Origin of the sequence: Fluviirhizobium alvei (assembly GCF_030551875.1) — a bacterium.
GTDB lineage: Bacteria > Pseudomonadota > Alphaproteobacteria > Rhizobiales > Rhizobiaceae > Rhizobium_E > Rhizobium_E alvei.
On record NZ_JAUOZU010000010.1, the window covers coordinates 118,391 to 137,709 of the forward strand.

Genomic DNA, 19,319 nt, shown 5'->3' on the forward strand with positions numbered 1-19,319 from the left:
CATGAAGATCGAGAACAAATCCTGGAAAGATCCGCTACTCGTCGCAACGGTGGCGCCGCTCGCCATCGTGATTATCATCTTCTTCATCATTCCGCTTGTGATGACGCTGGTCCTGACCTTTCAGACCACGCAGTATTACCGTCTGAACTGGACCTGGGACCTGAAGATCTGGACGGAAGTCTTCTCCAAGCCGCATTACTGGACAATCATGTGGCGGACGGTGGTGATGGCACTGATCTGCGTCATCCTCTGCGTGCTCATCGCCTTTCCCGCCGCCTATGCGCTGGCGACGCGGCTCAAAACCTGGAATGCGCAGATCCAGATCCTCATCATCTTCGCCTTCCTCACCGATGCCGTGCTCAAGACGTTCGGCTGGATTCTCGTGCTCGACAAGAGCGGCGTGGCCAACTGGCTGCTGATGGAAGTGGGATTTGCGCCCGAAATGCTCAATCTGCTCTTCTCGCCCTCCGGCACTATGATCGGCATGGTCTACAATCTCGTCGTCTATCCGATGTTCACGATCTACCTGTCGCTGGTGCGGATCGATCGCGACCTGCTCCTAGCTGCCTATGATGCGGGTGCTTCACGCCTGCGCGCCTTCTTCGAGATCACCCTGCCGCTATCGAAACCGGGTCTCTATTCCGGAGCCGTCCTCGTTTTCGTTCTGAGCCTCGGCGCCTTCCTCGAACCGAAAGTGCTGGGTGGAGGAACCTCGCCGCTCGCCTCAGAGCTGATCCGCCAGAGTTTCGAAACGCGCGTCAACTGGCCGCTCGGGGCAGCCCTGACCATCGTTCTCATCGCCATCGGCACTCTGGTACTCGCGGTCTCGGCGGTCCTGGCCAGCCGGACAACGAAGAGGGCTGCCTGATGTCGCAACGTTTCAAGAATGTCGCCATCGATACGGCACTCGTCGGCAGCGTCGTTCTGCTGCTGCTCTTCTTCTACCTGCCGATTGCCACCCTCGTTGCCTTCTCCTTTACCTCGAGTCGGGTGCTGACACTACCGATCGAAGGCTTCTCCTTCGAATGGTATGGCGAACTGATCCGCAAGCCGGATTTCTTTCCGGCCGTGATCAATTCCGCGGTGGTCGCGGCCATCTCCACCCTATTCGCCACTGCCCTCGGCACGGCGGGTGCAGTCGCCTGGATCCGCTACCGGTTCCGGCTTCAGGCTGCCTTCCGGGCAATCACCTTCGCGCCGCTGCTCTTTCCGCAACTGTTGCTCGGTGTCGTGATGCTGTTGTGGTTTTCGGTGCTCGGAAACTGGCTCGGCTTCTCGACAGGCCTTGTGACCGTCGTGATCGGCCATGTCGTCTATATCACGCCCTTTGCGCTCGTCATCGTCGCGGTCCAGGTCTATGGCTTTGACGATACGCTTGAAGATGCGGCGCGCGATGCTGGTGCCAGCGGCTGGGAAGTGTTCAGGGAAGTGACCTTCCCGCTTCTCTGGCCAGGCATCTTTTCGGCCGCCGTCTTCGCCTTCCTCCTGTCCTGGGGCAACTTCTACGTTTCCTATTCGCTGGCCGGCACAGCGCGCACCCTGCCCGTCTTCGTCTATAGCGGCATCGCGGTCGGCTCCTCGCCTATTTATCCGGCATTGGCGACCCTCAATCTCGTTCCCGCGCTGGTGCTGGTCGTTGCCGCCGAAATTCTCCGCCGGCGCGCCCTCAAACGCCAGTCGTCCTCCTATTCTCCCAGCTAACCATTCAAGGTTCATCCCATGCCTGTCGATACCGCTACGCGATCCAGCAACTGGAGCTTTCCCACCGCCGTCCGCTTCGGCAATGGCCGCCTTCGGGAACTCCCCGCCATGGTGCGCGAGCTTGGCGCTTCACGACCGCTCGTCGTCACCGATGCCGGCTTGAAGGATCTCGCTCCGGTCCAGTCATCCCTTGACGTTCTGCGTGCCGCGGGCCTCTCAACCAGCCTGTTCGCCAACGTGAAGCCCAACCCGACCGGCACCAATGTTGCCGATGGCGTCGAAGCCTTCAAAGCCGGTGGCCATGATCTGGTCGTGGCACTCGGTGGCGGCAGCGCGCTCGATGCCGCCAAGGCCATTGCCTTCATGGCCCGGCAGACGGTGTCCATGTGGGATCTCGAAGATATCGGCGACAACTGGACAAGGGCAAGCACGACCGGTCTGGTCCCGGTGATTGCAATCCCCACCACGGCTGGCACCGGTTCGGAACTTGGCCGCTCTTCGGTTATCACCCATGAGGGCGAAAAGCGGAAGGTAATCGTTTTTCATCCCCGCATGATGCCGGACATCGTGCTGATGGATCCCGAAATGACCGTCGGTCTGCCCGCCCATATCACGGCGGCCACCGGCATGGATGCGCTGTCGCATGCACTCGAAGCCTTCAGCGCGCCGACATTCCACCCGATGGCGGAAGGGATCGCCCTCAATGCGCTGCGACTGATCAAGACATGGCTGCCGATTGCGGTCGAGGACGGCACGAACCTCGAAGCGCGCGGACAGATGCTGATTGCATCAGGCATGGGCTGCGTGGCGCTTCAGAAGGGTCTCGGCGCCATCCATGCGCTTGCGCATCCGCTGGGGGCCCTGCATGACGCCCATCACGGGCTCCTGAACGCAGTTCTGATGCCCTATGTGATCGACTTCAACCGGCCGGCAATTTCTGACAAGCTGGCGCTGATGGCCCGCTTCCTCGAACTCAAGCGTCCGGACGCGACGGGGGTAATGGACTGGATCATCGAATTGCGCCATCGCCTCTCAATTCCCGATACCCTGTCGGCCATGGGCCTGACGTCGATCGATATCGACCGGGTCGCCGCGATGGGCGTCGTCGATCCGAGCGCCGGCGGAAATCCGGTGCCGCTTGATCAGGACAGCCTGAAGACGATCCTCAAGGCCGCAGCCTGACCTCGCTTCTCCGTTTCAAGAAAGAGCGCACATCCGAGATGCATCGGCTGTGCGCTCACCCCCATACTCGTGGCCCGTTCAGAGAATGAAATCCGATCTCACCAGGCTCTCGACGCCGTTGAGTTGGATCGCAAAATCGGCCGAACCGTCGCCATCGACATCACCATAAACGAGCAGGTCGGCCCCCTTGGCCTCGAAACGCAATTGCCCGGCTGCGCCTGAGAAGTCCCTTGTGCCGATGAAGGTGAAGGCGCGGTTTCCGCCCTGTCCACTGTTCGCATCGATCGTACTGAGGTCGATCCGGTCGGCGCCGCCGAAATCGAGGATCGTGTCCCGACCCAAGGCACTGACAGTGCTGTCAGCAACTGTCTTGAACAGGAAGAGATCGTTGCCGCGCCCTCCTGAAAGCTTGTCGGCACCCATTTCGCCTGCCAGCCGGTCATTGCCGTCCAGCCCCGAAATTGTGTCGTTGCCACCGGCACCGGCGAGACCGTTCGCACCGGCATTTCCGGAAATCACATTTGCCAGACCATTGCCCTTGCCATTGATGCCATCGTTCCCGAGCAGGATCATCGTTTCGACATTGGATGCCAAGGTATAGGTGGTCCAACTGCGGATCGTATCATTGCCGGCACCACCGAGCTCGATCACGCGATCCAGGCCGTCATCAACCGTATAGATATCGTTGCCCTTGCCGCCATTCATCCGGTCAGCACCCGTCCCGCCGTCAATCACGTCGTCACCGTTTCCGGTTGTCAACGTGTCGTTGCCACTATCGCCGAACACCTTGTCTGCTCCGGCATAACCAAGGAACACATCATTGCCGCCGTTGAGATCGATCAGCCGGTTCTTGCCATCCAGAACCGAAATGCCGCTGAGATCGAACCGGTCAGACAGGCTTGAACCGGAAAGGCGAAAGGACGACAGGTCCAGCTTTTCAATGCTGGCATCGGTATCGAGCGAGAAGGTCGACCGGACGGCAGCCTCGCCAAGCCGGATCGTGTCGCTGCCGCTACCACCCCAGTAGCTGTCATCGGCACTATCGCCGATGACAAACAGGTCGTTTCCGGCTTCACCATAGAGCTGGTCGCTGCCCGAGCCGCCGATCAGCGTATCGTTGCCATCGCCGACGCGAAGTGTGTCACTGCCGCCGCCGCCGTTGACCTTGTCGCTGCCTGTAAAACCCGTGTAGGTGTCGTTGCCGATACCGAGATCGATCGTCGGACCACTGAGAACCAGCGCGCTCAATCCGGAGAAATCGAATATGTCGCCCGAACTGGTCCCGTTCAGTGCGAAACCGGCCTGCTCCAGACGCTCGACACCGGCAGCCGCATCGAGGATCAGGCGATAACGAACGCTCGCACCTTCAAGGCGCACCCGATCGAACCCGTCGCCGCCAAGAAACGTATCGGAGTTATCGTCATCGATCAGAAAAAGGTCCTTGCCGGCCCCGCCATCGAAACTGTCCGAACCGTTGCCACCGGACAGGACATCGTTGCCGCCGCCGCCCGCAAGCGTGTCGTTTCCATTGCCGCCGCGGACATGATCCGCTCCGGCAAAGCCAATGAATTCGTCATTGCCTTCGCCAAGATCGATCACGGTTCCCGCATAGTTGAATGTCACGAGGCCCGAGAGATCGAATTCATCGCCATAGGCTGATCCTGAAAGAATGAACCCGTTGAGATCCAGCGTTTCGACAGCTTTCGTCAGCGGCAACGCGAGATACTGATAAGCGATATGGTCATCCAGCCTGATCGTATCGGTGCCGAGGCCGCCGTCGAACCCGTCATACTTGCTGTCGGTGATGACGAACGTGTCATTGCCGGCACCGCCATCGAACTGGTCGTTGCCCTCGCCACCCAACAGCAGGTCATCGCCGTCGTGACCGTAAAGGGTATCGCTCCCCTCGTCTCCCACCAGCGTATCATTGCCGCCGCCGCCATAGAGCCGATCGTTACCGGCACCGCCACGCAGATAGTCATTGCCAAACTCGTTTTCCGGGAAGGTCCCCTCCGCATAACCATAGATCACATCGGAGCTTGTGCTGCCGATGACGCTGTTATTTGCTGTGGTTCCATATAGGGTCGCCATGGGTCGGGCCTCCTGAACATTCTTGGACATGTCGGGGTGCCGACTGACGCCCCCGCCGGGATTGGGCGGACGTTTCCCCGAGCCGGGCACCCAAGCAAGCTGCTTCCGTCGAATGGCGGTGAGGTGCGGATGAACGGCCGTATTTTTCGACCAACGACCGGAAAAAGCCGACCAACGCCGCTCGACAGCAACCGGCGGGATAGCGATTATTCGACCATGACCACGAAGCACCTCTTTACAGACACGCATCCTGTTGCCAACGCGATCCCGTTCTCCGGCTCCGCGTTCAGTCGTGAGGTGGTAATCCTTGCGGCATCCTTCGCGCTGGCGCTCTTCATCGTTTCGAGCATCGTCTGGGGGCTGGCCGGTTTCGACCCGGTAGGGACCGCTCCCGGCAAGCTGGTTGCCATCGTCGGCGATGCGGCCTTGGCCGCCATCATCACCCTCGTCCTTTGGCGTCTCCGCAACCGGCCGCTGGGTATGAAGGCGATTGTTGCCTGTGTGCTGTCATTGGCGGCAGCCCCGATTTCGGGCCTGATCGACTGGGGGCTGCATATCTTCTTTGTCTGGCCGGAACCCGCGCCGTTCAATCCGGAATATTTCGCCCAGGTGGTCATCTTCACCACATCGGAACTGTTCGGATGGTCCTGCCTCTATCTGGCACTCCAGTACAATGCGCAGGTGCGGGAGAGCGAACGACGGCTTGCGGCTTTGCGCGAGGAAGCCTTGCATGCGCAGATGCGGGCGCTGCAATATCAGGTCAATCCGCATTTCCTGTTCAACACGCTCAACTCGATCGCCGGTCTGGTCGAGGAAGGCCAGATGATGCCCGCCCGCGACATGGTGCTCGGGCTCGCCGGTTTCCTGCGTCGCACGCTTGCCCTCGACCCGATGAGCGACACGCGTCTGGCGGACGAAGTGGATCTGCAACTCGCCTATCTTAAGATCGAGGAAACCCGCTTTTCGGATCGAATGACGGTGGAGATGGAAATGGCGGATAATGTTGGCGATGCACTGGTCCCGAGCCTGATCCTGCAGCCATTGGTCGAAAATGCCATCAAGCACGGGATTGCGCGCACGCCGGGCCCGGCGGTTCTGATCATCGGAGCCGCACAGGCAGACTCCGAAACGCTCGTGGTCTGGATCGAGAATTCGGTACCCGGCGAAGACCACGATGAAAAGGCCGGAATGGGTCTCGGCCTCGCCAATGTTCGCAAGCGCCTCGAAACCCGCTTCGGCAGTTCGGCGCAGTGCATCGTTGGCAAAGGGTCGGGGCCAGGGCGTGTGCGGGTCAAGATCAGGATGCCGTTTCGCACATGACGACGAACATTCCTCTTAAGGTTCTCGTGATTGACGACGAGCAGATTGCCCGCCGGCGCATCATCCGTCTTTTGCGCGCACTGAGAGACGTGGAAGTTGTCGGCGAAGCCGTCGATGTGGCTTCCGCCGTAGCCGAGGCCAACAGGCTCGAGCCCGACCTGATGCTGCTGGATATCCAGATGCCGGGCGGCGACGGCTTCGAGGTCATCGACCGGCTCGGTTCTATGTCGCCTGCCGTGGTCTTCATCACCGCCTTCGACCAGCATGCCTTGCGTGCCTTCGAGACCGAGGCGATCGACTATGTCACGAAACCGGTCGACCCCACCCGTCTGGCGCATGCAATCGAACGGGCACGTCTGGCCATCCTCGCCCGCAATCGGCAGGACCAGGTCGCCGAACTCCTGTCGACGATCGCAAATCTCAGGCAGTCGCTCGGCCAGAGCCAGGCGCCGTCGCGCACGCTCTGGGTCAAGAACCGCGGCATCCAGCATCGCATCGGCATCGAGACGGTTGATTACCTGCTGGCCGAACGCGATTATGTGCGGCTGTTCTGTGGCGGCCAGTCGCACCTCGTTTCCGACAATCTATCGACCATGGAGGCACGGCTTGCGCCGCATGGCTTCATTCGCATCCATCGCAGCAGCCTGGTGCGACGCGATGCCGTCAGTCAGATCCTGCAGGATCGCCACGGCAGCTGGTCGTTGAGGCTGATGGATGGAACGGACCTCAAGGTCGGGCGCACCTATGCGGCAGGCGTCAAGGCCGCGCTCGACCTCGCATCTACCGGCCGGCCCTGAGAGAACCGTCAACTCTCACCCCTTGTCGCGCTGGAAGATCCAGTCATGATCGGGATGGTTCTGGAAGCGCCATTTGCGCAAGGGCCCGGCCATGACGTTGAGATAATACATTTCATAGCCATAGGGCGAACCGCAGGGATGGTGACCCTTTGGCACCAGCACCACATCGCCATCGCTGACCGCCATCGTCTCATCCAGCGTTCCATCCTCGGTGAAGACGCGTTGGAAGCCGAAACCCTGTGCCGGATTGAGGCGATGATAATAGGTTTCCTCGAGATAGGTCATCTCGGGGAAATTGTCCTCGTCATGCCGGTGCGGCGGGTAGGACGACCAGTTGCCTTGCGGCGTGAACACCTCCGTCACCAGCAGACTGTCCGCCACATCGCGATCCTCCATGGCAATGGCATGGACATGGCGGAGATTGGCGCCCTTGCCGCGATCTGCGAGGGTGATCCCTTCGGGACCAATCCTTTGCGCTTCACGACCCGGCAATGCAGGTGCGCTGCAGACGGCCAGCGTGCATTCGCTGGTCGCAACGGCAGACCATGTGCTGCCGGCCGGCACATAGACGCAATGCGGTGGCGTTTTTTCAAACACGTTCATGCGCTCGCCAAGTTCGCCGAAATGGCGACCGTCGGCGGAAATCTCCGCCCTGCCTTCGACAAGCACCAGAATGATTTCGGTGGAACCTGTCGCTTCACTGGCCGTCTCACCGGGTTTCAGGCGATAGAGCCCGAAACCGACATAGCCCCATCCGGCATTTTCCGGCGTGATGTCATGCACCTTGCCGCTGCCCCCGGTCGGTTTGCGCAGAAGTTTGCCTGTCATGGTCATCTCCCTGCCGTTCCGGTCAGCCACTTGTCTTGTCGAGACCGGCGGCTTTCGCCATTGCCTTGAGCGAGCGCAATCCCAGGCTCTGATACTCCAACGGATTGCGCTTGTCGGGATCCTGTTCGGCCTCGATCACCAGCCAGCCTTCGTAGCCATGTTCGGCAGCGACCGCGAGCACCGGTGCAAAATCGACACCGCCTTCGCTGTCACCCGGTACAGTGAACACGCCTCGCCGAACGCCTTCGAGGAAGGACAGTTTCTCGCTCCGGACCTGATCGGCAATGACCGGACGCACATTCTTCGCATGGATATGGCCAACCCGGTGCATGTACTTCTTCGCAACGGCCTCCGGATTGCCGCCACCGAAATAGCAATGACCGGTGTCGAGCAGAAGCTTCGCGTGCGGACCGGTATGCTCCATCAGCTTGTCGATCTCTGCTTCCGTTTCGACCACGGTTCCCATGTGATGATGATAGACGAGGCTGATGCCCTGACTTGCGGAAAAGGCGGCCAACTCCTCGACGCCAGCCCCGAAGGAAGCCCATTCGCTATCGGAGAGAACCGGACGGTCGGCGAGCGCCACATCATCATTGCCGTGGATGGCGTTCGACGTTTCACAGACGATGATGACCTTGCAGCCCATCGCCTTCAGAAGATCGAGAAACGGCTGCATCGCCTTTTTTTCGTCCTCGATCGAATTGACGAGCAGATTGAGCGAATGCCAGCCGGAGACAAAACGCAAGCCGCGCGGTTCGAGCACGGCCTTGAGGCCCGCCGCATCGGTCGGGAGCTTGTGACCCTTTTCGATCCCGTCGAACCCGATCCGCGCCGTTTCATCCAAGCATTGTGCGAGGCTGATATGGGCACCGAGCGTGCGATCATCGTCATTCGACCAGGCGATGGGGTTGGTTCCGTAGAGGATCATGGTCAACGTCTTTCCTTGAGAGCGGATTCATAACGGCTGCGCGCATCGCGAACTTCGGCGCGCTCGGAAACCTCGGGCACGGCGACATCCCACCAGTAACCGCCGGCATCCGGCGTCGGATAGGGATCGGTATCGATGACGATAACCGTCGGCTCGGTCGCTTCCCGTGCCGCATCCAGTGCCCGTTCAAGTTCGGCGACTGAGGCAACCTTGCTTGCCTTGGCTCCCATGGCAGCAGCATGGGCAGCAAAATCGATCGCAACCGGATTGGCCTGGTTGGTATGCGCATAGAGATTGTTAAACTCGGCGCCGCCGGTCCCCATCTGCAGCCGATTGATGCAGCCGTAGCCGCGATTGTCGGTGATGACGACGGTGATCTTGACGCCCATGGCGACCGCCGTTGCCAGTTCCGAATTCATCATCATGTAGGAGCCGTCCCCCACCATCACGATCACATCGCGGTCGGGTTCCGCCATCTTGATGCCGAGGCCGCCGGCGATCTCGTAACCCATGCAGGAAAAACCATATTCCATATGGTAGGAGAGAGGCAGTTTCGCCTTCCACAGCTGATGCAGCTCACCGGGCATGGTTCCTGCCGCGCACATGACGACGGTATTGTCACGCGAGGCACGCTGAACGGCGCCGATCACCTGCATGTCGGTCGGCAGGCTGTTGGTATCCTGTGGCGCAGCGGTTACGGCATCCGCCCTCGCAAACCACTGCTGACGCAAAGCCGGATCAGGTGCGGTAAACGCATGGTCACCCAGGGCGTCCGACAGACGCTCAAGCGCGATCTTCGCATCCGCCACCAGAGGGATCGCGTCATGTTTGGCGCCGTCATAGGCTTGAACATTGATGGCCAGAATGCGCCGGTCGGGATTCTTGAACAGCGCCCAGGACCCGGTCGTGAAATCCTGAAAGCGCGTACCGACCCCGATGACCAGATCGGCCTTCTCGGAGACGGCGTTTGCGCTTTCCGCACCCGTGACGCCGACTGGGCCGAAATTCAACCCGTGCTCCCACGACAGAGCGGATTTTCCAGCCTGTGTCTCGACCACCGGAATCCGGTGCCTCTCGGCAAAATAACGCAGGGTCTCCGTCGCTCCTGAGAAGTGAACGCCGCCGCCGGCAACGATGACGGGGGCTTTGGCTGCGCGTAGTGCCGCCAGCGCCGCCGCGAATTCCGCCTGATCGGGCTCGGGGCGCCGGATTCGCCAGACCTTGGGTGCGAAGAAGCTTTCGGGAAAATCAAAGGCCTCGGCCTGAACATCCTGACAGAAGGCCAGTGTCACCGGTCCGCAATCGGCCGGATCGGTCATGGTCCGGAAAGCACGCGGCAAGGCTGTCAGCAACTGTTCGGGCCGCATGATGCGATCGAAATAGCGGCTGACGGGCTTGAAGCAGTCATTTGCCGAGACGGTGCCGTCGCCGAAATCCTCGATCTGCTGCAGGACCGGGTCGGGACCGCGATCGGCAAACACATCGCCGGGAATCAGAAGCACCGGCAACCGGTTCACATGGGCAAGCGCCGCCGCCGTGACCATGTTCAATGCGCCCGGACCGATGGAGGAGGTAACGGCCATGGCGCGGCGGCGGCGGCGCTGCTTGGCATAAGCGATGGCTGCATGCGCCATCGACTGTTCATTCTGTCCGCGCCAGGTCGGCAGCTGGTCGCGCACGCCGTAAAGCGCTTCGCCAATGCCCGCGACATTGCCATGGCCGAAAATCGCCCAGACGCCGGCAATGAACGTCTCGCCATCTTCATTCATCTGGTTCGCGAGATAACGCACCATGGCCTGCGCGGCGGTCAAACGGATCGTCTTCACTTCATTCCTCCTCCCGGCAGCGGACAAAGCGCTTTGCGCTGCCGCTTGCCGACGTCTCAGCTGTTGACTGCCTCTTCGGTCAGTCCCCGCACGCGGTTCCAGATCGCACAGAGATTCTCGTAGCGCCTCGCCATTTCTTCCACCGCTGCCGCATCATCGATTGTACCGGCCAGCCAGCGCCTGGCCGTTTCCCCGAAGATGGTACGCCCGACGGCAAAACCCTTGACCAGTTCGAAGCGTGCCGCAAGCGCGAAGCTTTCCGCGAGCTCATCCTCCGGCGCATCGAGACCAAGCACAACGATACCACGGCAATAGGGATCATTGCGGCGAACCGCTGCCGATGCCTTCCGCCAGGAGCCGAGCGTCTTCATCGGTTCGAGCTTCCACCAGTCGGGATAAACACCAATCGCGTAAAAGCGATCGATGATGCGCGAAACCGTATCGTCATCGGTTGGACCGACCTTGGACGGGATCACTTCCAGCAGCATTTCCAGACGGTTGCGCCTTGCGGCATGAAAGAGCCGCACGATCGTCGCCTCCTGCTCCAGCCGCAGCGGTTCAGGATCATCAGGATGGTAGAAACAGAGAACCTTGACGACATTTTCGAGCGGCCATTCCCCGAGCCCGCCGAAATCAGGCCCGAGTTCGGGCTCCAGCGTCAGCGGCCGCGATCCCGGCCATTCGACCGGACGACCGATCCAGAGACCCGATCCGCTGGCTGCCTGAAGCGCCCGGCGTCCGAGACGGTTGTCACACAGGATCCCGTAGCCCGGCCGCCCCTTGGATACCGAAAGAGACGCCTTGAGGCAAAGTTCCTTGAAAGCACCAATGCGGTCGAGATCGGCGCCAGCCTCCTCCGCCATTGCCTCGAGCTGCATTCGATGATCGAAGGCAAAGACGCGCATGGCGGACCAGTCGATGGTTCGATTGGTGGACCAGTGAACCTGTTCGAGATCCCGGTCCTTGCGCAGGGCGCGATCCCGGATCCCGGTGCGGAAAAAGTATTGCAACTCCTCCCAGCTGGGATAGGCCGGCGTACAGCCATGCCGCGATACGGCAAAGGCGCCGCAAGCATTGGCATATTTCAGGCTTTCCGGCCAGTCGCAGTCGGTCAGCCAGCCCTTGAGCAACCCGGACATGAAGCCGTCGCCGGCCCCCAGAACATTGAAAACCTCGATCGGGAAACCTTCGCCGGTTGTGCCATCGTCCAGGCTGTCTGGGATCTCGCCCTCGAACACCACCGCGCCCAGAGGCCCACGCTTGCAGACGAGGACGGCTTTGGAAACCGCGCGCACGGCCCGCAAGGCCGACACCGTATCGGTCGTGCCACCGGCAATATGGAATTCCTCTTCCGTGCCGACGATGAGATCGAAGAGCGATAGCGTCGATTGCAGCTTTGTCGTCACGGCGGTGGATTCGATGTAGCGGCTTTCTCCCGCATCATGGCCGGCAAGACCCCAGAGATTGGGGCGATAGTCGATATCGAGCGCCGTCCGGGCGCCAGTTTCGCGCGCCAGGCGAAGCGCTTTCAGAACGGCGGCTTCGGTTCGCGGATGAGAGAGATGCGTTCCGGTCGCACAGACGCAGCGAGCCGAAGCGATGAGGTCAGGATCGATATCGTCCTCGCAAAGCGCCATATCCGCGCAGTTTTCGCGGTAGAAGATCAGCGGAAACTGCCTGTCATCGCGAATGCCGAGCAGAACCAGTGCGGTAAGCCGCTCCGGATCTGTCACGACGCCGCGGACATCGACACCTTCTCGCTGCAATTGCTCGCGGATGAACCGTCCCATATGCTCGTCGCCGACCCGGGTAATCAGCGCCGATTTCAAGCCGAGACGCGCCGTACCGGCAGCAATATTGGTCGGCGATCCACCGATATATTTGTTGAAGGACGCCATGTCCTCGAGACGGCCACCCACCTGCACGCCGTAGAGATCGACAGAGGATCGCCCGATCGTGATGAGGTCAAGTGACTTTGCGCCGAGCGCCATTGGCTCCTCCATATTCCACCCCACCCTTGCGGAGCGTTTGGTCGCATTGCAAGGTCTCCGATCCGAGAGCCGCTACTGACGCTCGCATTCTGAATATGGACTATATATTCTATTTTTTCATTTTCCAATAATTTTATTCAGAAAGACGCCGCGTTCCGATGGCGACGGCCAGCGTGATGGCGAGACAGAGCGTTGCCGAGAGGGAGCGGAAGGCGCCGAAATCCACTTCCGAAACCGCCAGCAGGCGCGCGCCTGCCTTGCGCAGCGGGTTGACGGTACTGTCGGTCAACACAACGGCCGGGATCTGACGTTCCATCGCCTTTTCGACCAGATCCATGGTTTCGACCGCATAGGGCGAGAAGGTGACGGCAAGAACCGCATCGCCCTCGACAATCGCATTCTGATTGTCGAGCCGACCGAGCCCGCTATGCAACACGGCCGGAACGCCCATCTTCTCGAAAGCATAGGAAAGATAGCTCGCAACCGGAAAGGAACGCCGCATGCCGATGACATGGATCACGCGCGCAAACGACAGGGTCGCGACAGCCTCATCGAGAACCTGGAGATCCACCGTCTTGAGCAGGCCTTCAAGCGAGGCGCGACCCGCCTCGACGAATTCGGCAAGCAGGCCGCCACCGGTCTCACCGCCCTTTTCCCGCAGATGGTCGAGACGGGTCGTATAATCCGGCCAGCCGCCGACATAGGAATCGCGAAACAGCCGCTGCATTTCCGAAAAGCCGGTAAAGCCCATGATCTGGCAGAAGCGCATGAAGGCCGATGGCTGCACCCCTGCACCTTCGGCCATTTCGGCCACCGTCGATACTGCGATCCGATCCTGATTCGCCGCCACGAATTCCGCGCATTGCCTGAGACGCTTGGGCAGGCGATCAGCAAGTTCCAGCAATCGCTCTTCGAATGCCGGAATGGTGGCGGGGGCGCTCGACTCATTCATGGATAGGGTCCTGTCATCGGAATTTGCCGTGAATTCTAGCAATATGGAAATTTCATTCCACTGCGAATTTGCACAGCACACAGGAAGCTCCCTGCAAGGCTGATAGCGTCCCGGACAAAAATCGCTAAGATCGTCGCGATGAAAGGATCTCTCATGACCAGACCCGCAGATTGCTCCGTAACGGAATTGCTCGAAGCCTATAGCGCCGGCACACTTTCCCCGCGCGATGTCATGGCGGATGTGATTTCCCGTATCGAAGTAAGTGAACCGCACCTTCATGCGCTATGGGCATTCGAGCCGGAACGAGCCCTTGCGGAAGCCGCAGCATCGGAGGCGCGCTGGCAACGCGGCGAACCGGTCGGACCGCTTGACGGGATCCCGATGACGATCAAGGAGAACATCGCGACGGAAGGCGTGCCCGTGCCGCTCGGCACGGCAGCCACAGCCCTTACTCCCGCGAAACGCGATGCACCGCCGGCAGCGCGCAGCCGGGAAGCCGGTGCCATCATCTTTGCCAAGACCACCATGCCCGATTACGGCATGCTCTCCTCCGGCCTTTCGAGTTTCCACGCTCTGGCCCGCAACCCCTGGAACACAGCGCTCAATCCCGGCGGTTCGAGTGCCGGCGCCGCAGCGGCCGGTGCCGCCGGCTACGGCCCGCTTCACATCGGAACCGACATCGGCGGCTCGATCCGGTTACCCGCGGGCTGGTGCGGTCTGGTTGGCTTCAAACCCTCCTTCGGCCGCATCCCGATCGACCCGACCTATATCGGCCGCGTCGCGGGTCCCATGACCCGGACCGTCTCCGATACCGCCCATCTGATGGCGGTGCTGTCGCTGCCAGACGATCGCGATCCGTTGAGCCTGCCTTACCAGTCGCTCGCCTGGACAAATCTCTCAACCGAGCTGCGCGGCAAACGCATCGGCCTCTGGCTCGATGCCGGTATCGGTTCCGATCCGGAACCGGAGGTGCGCGCTGCAATCCAAGCTGCAGCGAAAGCGTTTTCCGATGAGGGCGCCATCATCGAGCCGGTCGCTCCGTTCCTGACCCGAACGATGCTGGACGGGCTCGACCGCTTCTGGCGCACCCGCTCCTGGTCCGATCTTTCCAGGCTGGAACCGGAACGCCGGGCTCGCGTTCTTCCCTATATTCTCGCCTGGGCGGAGGGCGGCCAGCCGCTTTCCGGCGCCGACGTCTTCCATGGCTTCTCGCAGATCGAAGCCATGCGCGATGCAGCACTTGCGGCGACCGCGCCTTTCGACTTCATTCTGTCACCGGTATCGCCAATGCCGGCCTTCCCGGCAGAACTGGCCTCGCCGATCCATGATCCGGAACGTCCCTTCGAACATATCGGCTTCACGGTCTCGGCGAACATGTCCGGCCAGCCGGCCGTTTCGGTCAATTGCGGCTATACCGCCAACGGGCTACCGATCGGCCTGCAGATCATCGGGCGCCGTTACGATGATCTCGGCGTCCTGCGCATGGCGCATGCCTACGAGACGCTGCGCGGACCGCAGCGCCCCTGGCCGACATTCGGATGAACGGACATCTCAGGGCCGGATCATCACCTTGCCGGCCCGGCGGTTGAGCGCCACGGGCATCGCCGCCATCGCCTCGCCCAGCGGCACGATATCGCTGACTTCGGTTGTCCAGAGACCGGAAACGAACCGTTCCTGGACCTTGGCGATCACCGCCATCTGACGCTCCGGCGGCGTGGTGCGGAACCATTCGACCAGCCAGAAGCCGGTAATCGTCTTGCCGGTGAAGACCAGCGTCGCAATCCGCGTCATATCAACTGCGCTCATGTCGAGCTTGCCATAGACGAGCCATTGCGTGCGGTTCGGCATCGCGAAGAACAGGTCGGCGGAGATCTGGTTTGCCACCGCATCGATCAGCATGCGTGGTTTTTCCTGCGCCGAGACCGCCGCAAATTCCTTCATGAAATCCGGCGATGTCTCATCCAGAACATAGGCCGCACCCAGTTCCTTGAGATGATCGGCCACATCCGACCGCCGAACGGTCACGATCGGCTTGATCCCGGCTTCGCGACCAAGCGACAGCATCAGTTTCGAAACCTGCGACGCACCGGCCGTCATCACGAAACTCTTGGTTCCGCTCTGTTCGACGAGATCGAACATCGCCATCGCTGTCAGCGGATTGACGACATGGGCCGCGGCGTCCTCATCGCGCATGTCTGGCCGCACCGGAATGCAGTTCACCGCATCGGTCACGGCATAGTCCGCCCAGGTGCCGGAACCATCAAGACCGACCGTGAAGGCGACCCCGCTTGCCGACAAGGCTTTCCGCATAGGCACCGTTGCCCGAGGCGACTGTACCAACGCCCTCGAAGCCGGCCGGCACGCCCTTGCGCCGCGGCTGGCCATACTCGCCCTTGATGAAATGCAGATCGGACGGATTGATCGCGGCCATCGCCACCTTGATAAGGACCTTGCCGGGACCCGGCTCTGGCACCGCGATCTCCTGCATCATGACATAGGGTTCGAGCCGGTCGATCTGCGGCCCTTCCTGACGGCCGGAATAGCCATCATGAAGCTGCACCAGCGCGCGCATGGTTTCGGTCGTCATTTCCATCCTCCCAAACGTTCAATCATGAACAGATTGACCGATCGAGCGGGATGGCGCAAGCGCTAATTGGAAGGCGCTTGCGATTGGGCCGACAGGCCTATGGACGATAGCCCGTATCGATGACGGCCCGCCCACCAACCAGCCGCGACACACATGCGCACATGCGCGCATTCTCCTGCTTTTCGCTGCCGGAGAAGAAGACATCGCGATGATCGACCGGCGCTTGGGTCTCGACGATATCGACCGCGCACAGGCCGCATTCTCCACGCTGACAGTCGAACACCATGTCGACGCCGGACTGCAGCAAAGCTTCAAGCAGGCTTTGATCGGAACGCACGCCCACCACTTGGCCGGTGGTGCGGATCTCAACTTCGAAGGGCAGTTCGGAAAACTTTCCGCTGTCGCCGAACACTTCATAGCGCAGACGGCTCGGCACGCGCCCTGCTTCCGCCCAGGCCGCCTTGACGGCTTCGAGCAGACCGAGCGGCCCGCAGACATAGGCTTCGCCATCTGTTGGAAGGGCAGCGATCTCGGCCGCCAGATCGAATGCGCGACCTTCTGACTGGACGAAGAACTCAATCCGGTCACCGAGCAATGCGGCAAGCTCATCCGCAAAGGCCATCTGCGACCGTTGCGCGGCACCATAGATCATCCTGAGGCTTTGACCACGCTCGGCAAGAACCCGCGCCATGCCATAGATCGGCGTCACTCCGATGCCACCGGCGATCAGGAGATAGTGCGAGGCCCGCCAGGACAGTTCGAACCGGTTTTCGGGAATGGTCATTTCCGTTTCGTCGCCGATCGCAAGCGACCAGATATAGGCCGAGCCGCCCCGGCTGTTCGGATTGCGTTTGACCGCGATCCGGAGCGTGCCGGGTTCCGATGGCACGACGGTATAGGTGCGGATGGCATCGAGCGCGCCGATCTTGACCCGGATCTGGCTGTGCGAACCGGGATCGTAGGCCGGAACCTCGCCTTCGATGGCAAAGGTCACGGCACGAACATCCTCCGCCACCGGTTCAATGTGGATCACTCTGGCCTTCTGCCAGATCAGCATCGATCGCATCGGTTTCCTCCCCGATTGACTGTTTCAGATTGCCAGAAGCGCCAGAGCCGGAACCTGCCCCCGGAGGTCCGGCTTTTCCTCCAGCACGAAATCAAGGTTCTGCCGCGCCAGGCGCGCATGTTCGCGCGCAAGTGCTTCGGCGCGAGCGCCTTCCCTCTGTTCGATGGCGGATAGAATAGCCTTGTGCTGCGCCTGCCCGACGACCAGCGACTGACGAAAGGCCGGAATATCGACCTGCTGGTTGATGAAGGCGCTCGGGCTCGCAAAGGGCAGGCTCGTGACCCTTCCGATCTCGCGACGGATCACATCGCTGCCGGAAAGCTCGGCGAGCAGATTGTGAAACTCGGCATTCACTTCCTCATAACGCTCGAAATCGAGCGCTTGCGGACCGCCCCCCAGGATCGCATCGAGCTTGCCGACGATTGCAGCCATGGCCTTGAGACGCGGAGCCGAAACGCCGCGCTCTGCCGCAAGACGCGCTGCGGTTCCCTCCAGCACGCCGCGGAGTTCGATGGAATCGATCACATCGGCACGGCTGAAGCGGCGCACGGCAAAACCGCCAGACGGGATCGCCTCGATCAATCCTTCCTGTTCCAGGCGCTGCAGCGCAGCCCTGAGCGGCGTTCGCGACACGTCGAGACGGGTCGCGAGAACCACTTCGGACAGGCGCTCGCCGGGCTCGACCTCGCCGCTAAGGACAAGGTCACGCAGGCCGAGAAGCGCTTTCGTCGACTGCCGGGGGGAGCCGCTCTCCATCAGGCCGCCCCTATTCCGCCGCCTGCATCCGCGGACGGTTCTCCGCATCGATCATCCGGTCGATCAGCTTTCGCGCCCACATCGAGCCGGCATCGATGTTGAGATTGTAGAACTGGTGATCCGGATTGGCGTCGATGGCCTGCTGCTGCGCTTCCAGCACGATCTCGTCTTCGCGGAACACGCCTGACACGCCTTCGCGCAACTCGTGCGTCCGGGCCTGGTTATGCAGATCGTAATTCCGAGCAAATGCCCAGAAGTAAAGACAGGTCTTGTCGGTCGACGGCGTAATCGTGTTGAGCACGTAGCCGTTGACGCCTTTCGAACGATCGCCCTGCGGCGCGCCGGTCCCGGCCTCGGCAACACCGACATCGATGGTAACCGTGCAGGGCGCTTCGAACCGGATGATCTGCCAGCGATCGACCTTGCCCGGCTTGCCATACTGCTTCTTCCAGAATGGCGGCGGATCGATATCTTCCATCCAGCGGGTAATCAGCGCATAACGATCGGTGTGGGTCGCTTCAAACGGCGCTTCGGCGACGGCACGGTTGCCGATCGAAGAGCCATGCACGAAGGTCTCGTGGGTGAGATCCATAAGATTGTCGACGACGAGGCGGTAATCGCACTTCACTTCGATCAGCTTGCCATCGGCTGCCCATTCGGGATCGTCGTTCCAATGCATGTCGGGAATGAGCGCCGGATCGGCCAGCGCCGGATCTCCCGGCCAGACCCAGATGAACCGGTATTTCTGCACCACCGGATAGGACTTCACGCAGGCCGACGGATTGATCGTATGCTGCGAGGGCATATAGACGCAGCGGCCGGTATCGTCGAATTCGAGGCCATGATAGCCGCAAATGACATTGTCGCCTTCGAGCTTGCCGAGCGACAGCGGCACCAACCGGTGCCAGCAGGCATCTGCAAGCGCCACCGGCGTTCCGTTTTCCTTGCGATAGAGAACAATCTTCTTGTTGCAGATCGTCCGCGGAAGCAGCGCCCGCTTCAGTTCGACGTCATAGGCTGCAGCATACCACGCATTCAGCGGAAATGTCGGCTTGTCCATCCTGGCCTCCTCCCTTTGGCTGCCTCAAAGTACATGCTGTATACATTCTGTCAAGAATTTCCTTAAAGAAGGGGTATTTCCGCCATTCGATGCGATGGTTTTGCACTTCAATGTATACACACTCGGCAACCCACGGAGAATGCGGGGACTGCTTATCGTCGCTGGGTCGCTTTTGTCCTGCCAAAGGTCAAAACCGCTTGCTTTCCCGGTTTGCATTGCACAAACTCACCGCAA

At 60.9% G+C, this 19,319-nt stretch carries 17 protein-coding genes; 6 read left to right on the plus strand and 11 right to left on the minus strand.

Translation table 11 applies throughout. The features are described from left to right. Position 1 precedes the first annotated feature (1 nt). From Q4481_RS15410 to Q4481_RS15420, 3 genes are read left to right on the plus strand one after another with little or no spacing between them, the layout of a single operon-like run. Entirely contained in the window at positions 2-868 is an 867-nt protein-coding gene (locus Q4481_RS15410) for an ABC transporter permease (RefSeq protein WP_304377278.1), read from the plus strand. Further along, a complete protein-coding gene (locus tag Q4481_RS15415; protein WP_304377279.1) occupies positions 868-1,701 on the plus strand; it encodes an ABC transporter permease in 834 nt (277 codons plus the stop codon). The genes Q4481_RS15410 and Q4481_RS15415 overlap by 1 nt, the downstream gene beginning before the upstream one ends. Positions 1,702-1,719: 18 nt before the next feature. Then, a complete protein-coding gene (locus Q4481_RS15420; RefSeq protein ID WP_304377280.1) occupies positions 1,720-2,883 on the plus strand; it encodes an iron-containing alcohol dehydrogenase in 1,164 nt (387 codons plus the stop codon). Positions 2,884-2,961: 78 nt separating this feature from the next. On the opposite strand, the gene Q4481_RS15425 is transcribed toward Q4481_RS15420, so the two are convergent. After that, positions 2,962-4,974 carry a calcium-binding protein gene (locus tag Q4481_RS15425; RefSeq protein ID WP_304377281.1) on the minus strand — a complete coding sequence of 671 codons (2,013 nt, stop codon included), beginning with the start codon at positions 4,972-4,974 and terminating at the stop codon, positions 2,962-2,964. Between the two features lie 216 nt (positions 4,975-5,190). On the opposite strand from Q4481_RS15425, the gene Q4481_RS15430 reads away from it, so the two are divergent. Further along, positions 5,191-6,294, plus strand: a complete 1,104-nt coding sequence (locus Q4481_RS15430) for a sensor histidine kinase (protein ID WP_304377282.1) — start codon at positions 5,191-5,193, stop codon at positions 6,292-6,294. Then, positions 6,291-7,091: a LytR/AlgR family response regulator transcription factor gene (locus tag Q4481_RS15435; RefSeq protein ID WP_304377283.1), complete on the plus strand. Its 801-nt coding sequence runs from the start codon at positions 6,291-6,293 to the stop codon at positions 7,089-7,091. Before Q4481_RS15430 ends, Q4481_RS15435 begins: the two co-directional genes overlap by 4 nt. 15 nt (positions 7,092-7,106) lie before the next feature. Here the strand turns inward: Q4481_RS15435 and iolB are convergent, their stop codons facing one another. The 5 genes from iolB to Q4481_RS15460 all read right to left on the minus strand — a co-directional run bounded on the left by iolB (position 7,107) and on the right by Q4481_RS15460 (position 13,616). Next, a complete protein-coding gene (gene iolB, locus Q4481_RS15440) occupies positions 7,107-7,919 on the minus strand; it encodes a 5-deoxy-glucuronate isomerase (RefSeq protein WP_304377284.1) in 813 nt (270 codons plus the stop codon). Between the two features lie 22 nt (positions 7,920-7,941). Further along, on the minus strand, positions 7,942-8,847 hold the full coding sequence (gene iolE, locus Q4481_RS15445; protein WP_304377371.1) for a myo-inosose-2 dehydratase: 906 nt from the start codon (positions 8,845-8,847) through the stop codon (positions 7,942-7,944). Positions 8,848-8,849: 2 nt separating this feature from the next. Continuing rightward, positions 8,850-10,673 (minus strand): 3D-(3,5/4)-trihydroxycyclohexane-1,2-dione acylhydrolase (decyclizing), encoded by a 1,824-nt coding sequence (gene iolD / locus Q4481_RS15450; RefSeq protein ID WP_304377285.1) that lies wholly within the window; start codon positions 10,671-10,673, stop codon positions 8,850-8,852. A 56-nt stretch (positions 10,674-10,729) separates the two neighbouring features. Beyond that, entirely contained in the window at positions 10,730-12,664 is a 1,935-nt protein-coding gene (locus tag Q4481_RS15455; RefSeq protein ID WP_304377286.1) for a bifunctional 5-dehydro-2-deoxygluconokinase/5-dehydro-2-deoxyphosphogluconate aldolase, read from the minus strand. A 133-nt stretch (positions 12,665-12,797) separates the two neighbouring features. Beyond that, positions 12,798-13,616 carry a MurR/RpiR family transcriptional regulator gene (locus Q4481_RS15460; RefSeq protein ID WP_304377287.1) on the minus strand — a complete coding sequence of 273 codons (819 nt, stop codon included), beginning with the start codon at positions 13,614-13,616 and terminating at the stop codon, positions 12,798-12,800. A gap of 153 nt (positions 13,617-13,769) precedes the next feature. On the opposite strand from Q4481_RS15460, the gene Q4481_RS15465 reads away from it, so the two are divergent. After that, positions 13,770-15,158 (plus strand): amidase, encoded by a 1,389-nt coding sequence (locus Q4481_RS15465; RefSeq protein ID WP_304377288.1) that lies wholly within the window; start codon positions 13,770-13,772, stop codon positions 15,156-15,158. 9 nt (positions 15,159-15,167) lie between these two features. On the opposite strand, the gene Q4481_RS15470 is transcribed toward Q4481_RS15465, so the two are convergent. From Q4481_RS15470 to Q4481_RS15490, 5 genes are all read right to left on the minus strand, one after another. Beyond that, positions 15,168-15,926 carry a zinc-binding dehydrogenase gene (locus tag Q4481_RS15470; protein ID WP_304377289.1) on the minus strand — a complete coding sequence of 253 codons (759 nt, stop codon included), beginning with the start codon at positions 15,924-15,926 and terminating at the stop codon, positions 15,168-15,170. Further along, the gene (locus tag Q4481_RS15475; RefSeq protein ID WP_304377290.1) at positions 15,877-16,203 is read right to left on the minus strand and encodes an alcohol dehydrogenase catalytic domain-containing protein; all 327 of its coding nucleotides are present in this window, start codon (positions 16,201-16,203) and stop codon (positions 15,877-15,879) included. The genes Q4481_RS15470 and Q4481_RS15475 overlap by 50 nt, the downstream gene beginning before the upstream one ends. Positions 16,204-16,300: 97 nt before the next feature. Next, complete coding sequence (locus Q4481_RS15480) at positions 16,301-17,269, minus strand: PDR/VanB family oxidoreductase (protein WP_304377291.1); 969 nt, start codon at positions 17,267-17,269, stop codon at positions 16,301-16,303. A 24-nt stretch (positions 17,270-17,293) separates the two neighbouring features. Beyond that, positions 17,294-18,025, minus strand: a complete 732-nt coding sequence (locus Q4481_RS15485; protein WP_304377292.1) for a GntR family transcriptional regulator — start codon at positions 18,023-18,025, stop codon at positions 17,294-17,296. Positions 18,026-18,035: 10 nt separating this feature from the next. Further along, on the minus strand, positions 18,036-19,085 hold the full coding sequence (locus Q4481_RS15490; RefSeq protein WP_304377293.1) for an aromatic ring-hydroxylating dioxygenase subunit alpha: 1,050 nt from the start codon (positions 19,083-19,085) through the stop codon (positions 18,036-18,038). Positions 19,086-19,319 lie beyond the last annotated feature (234 nt).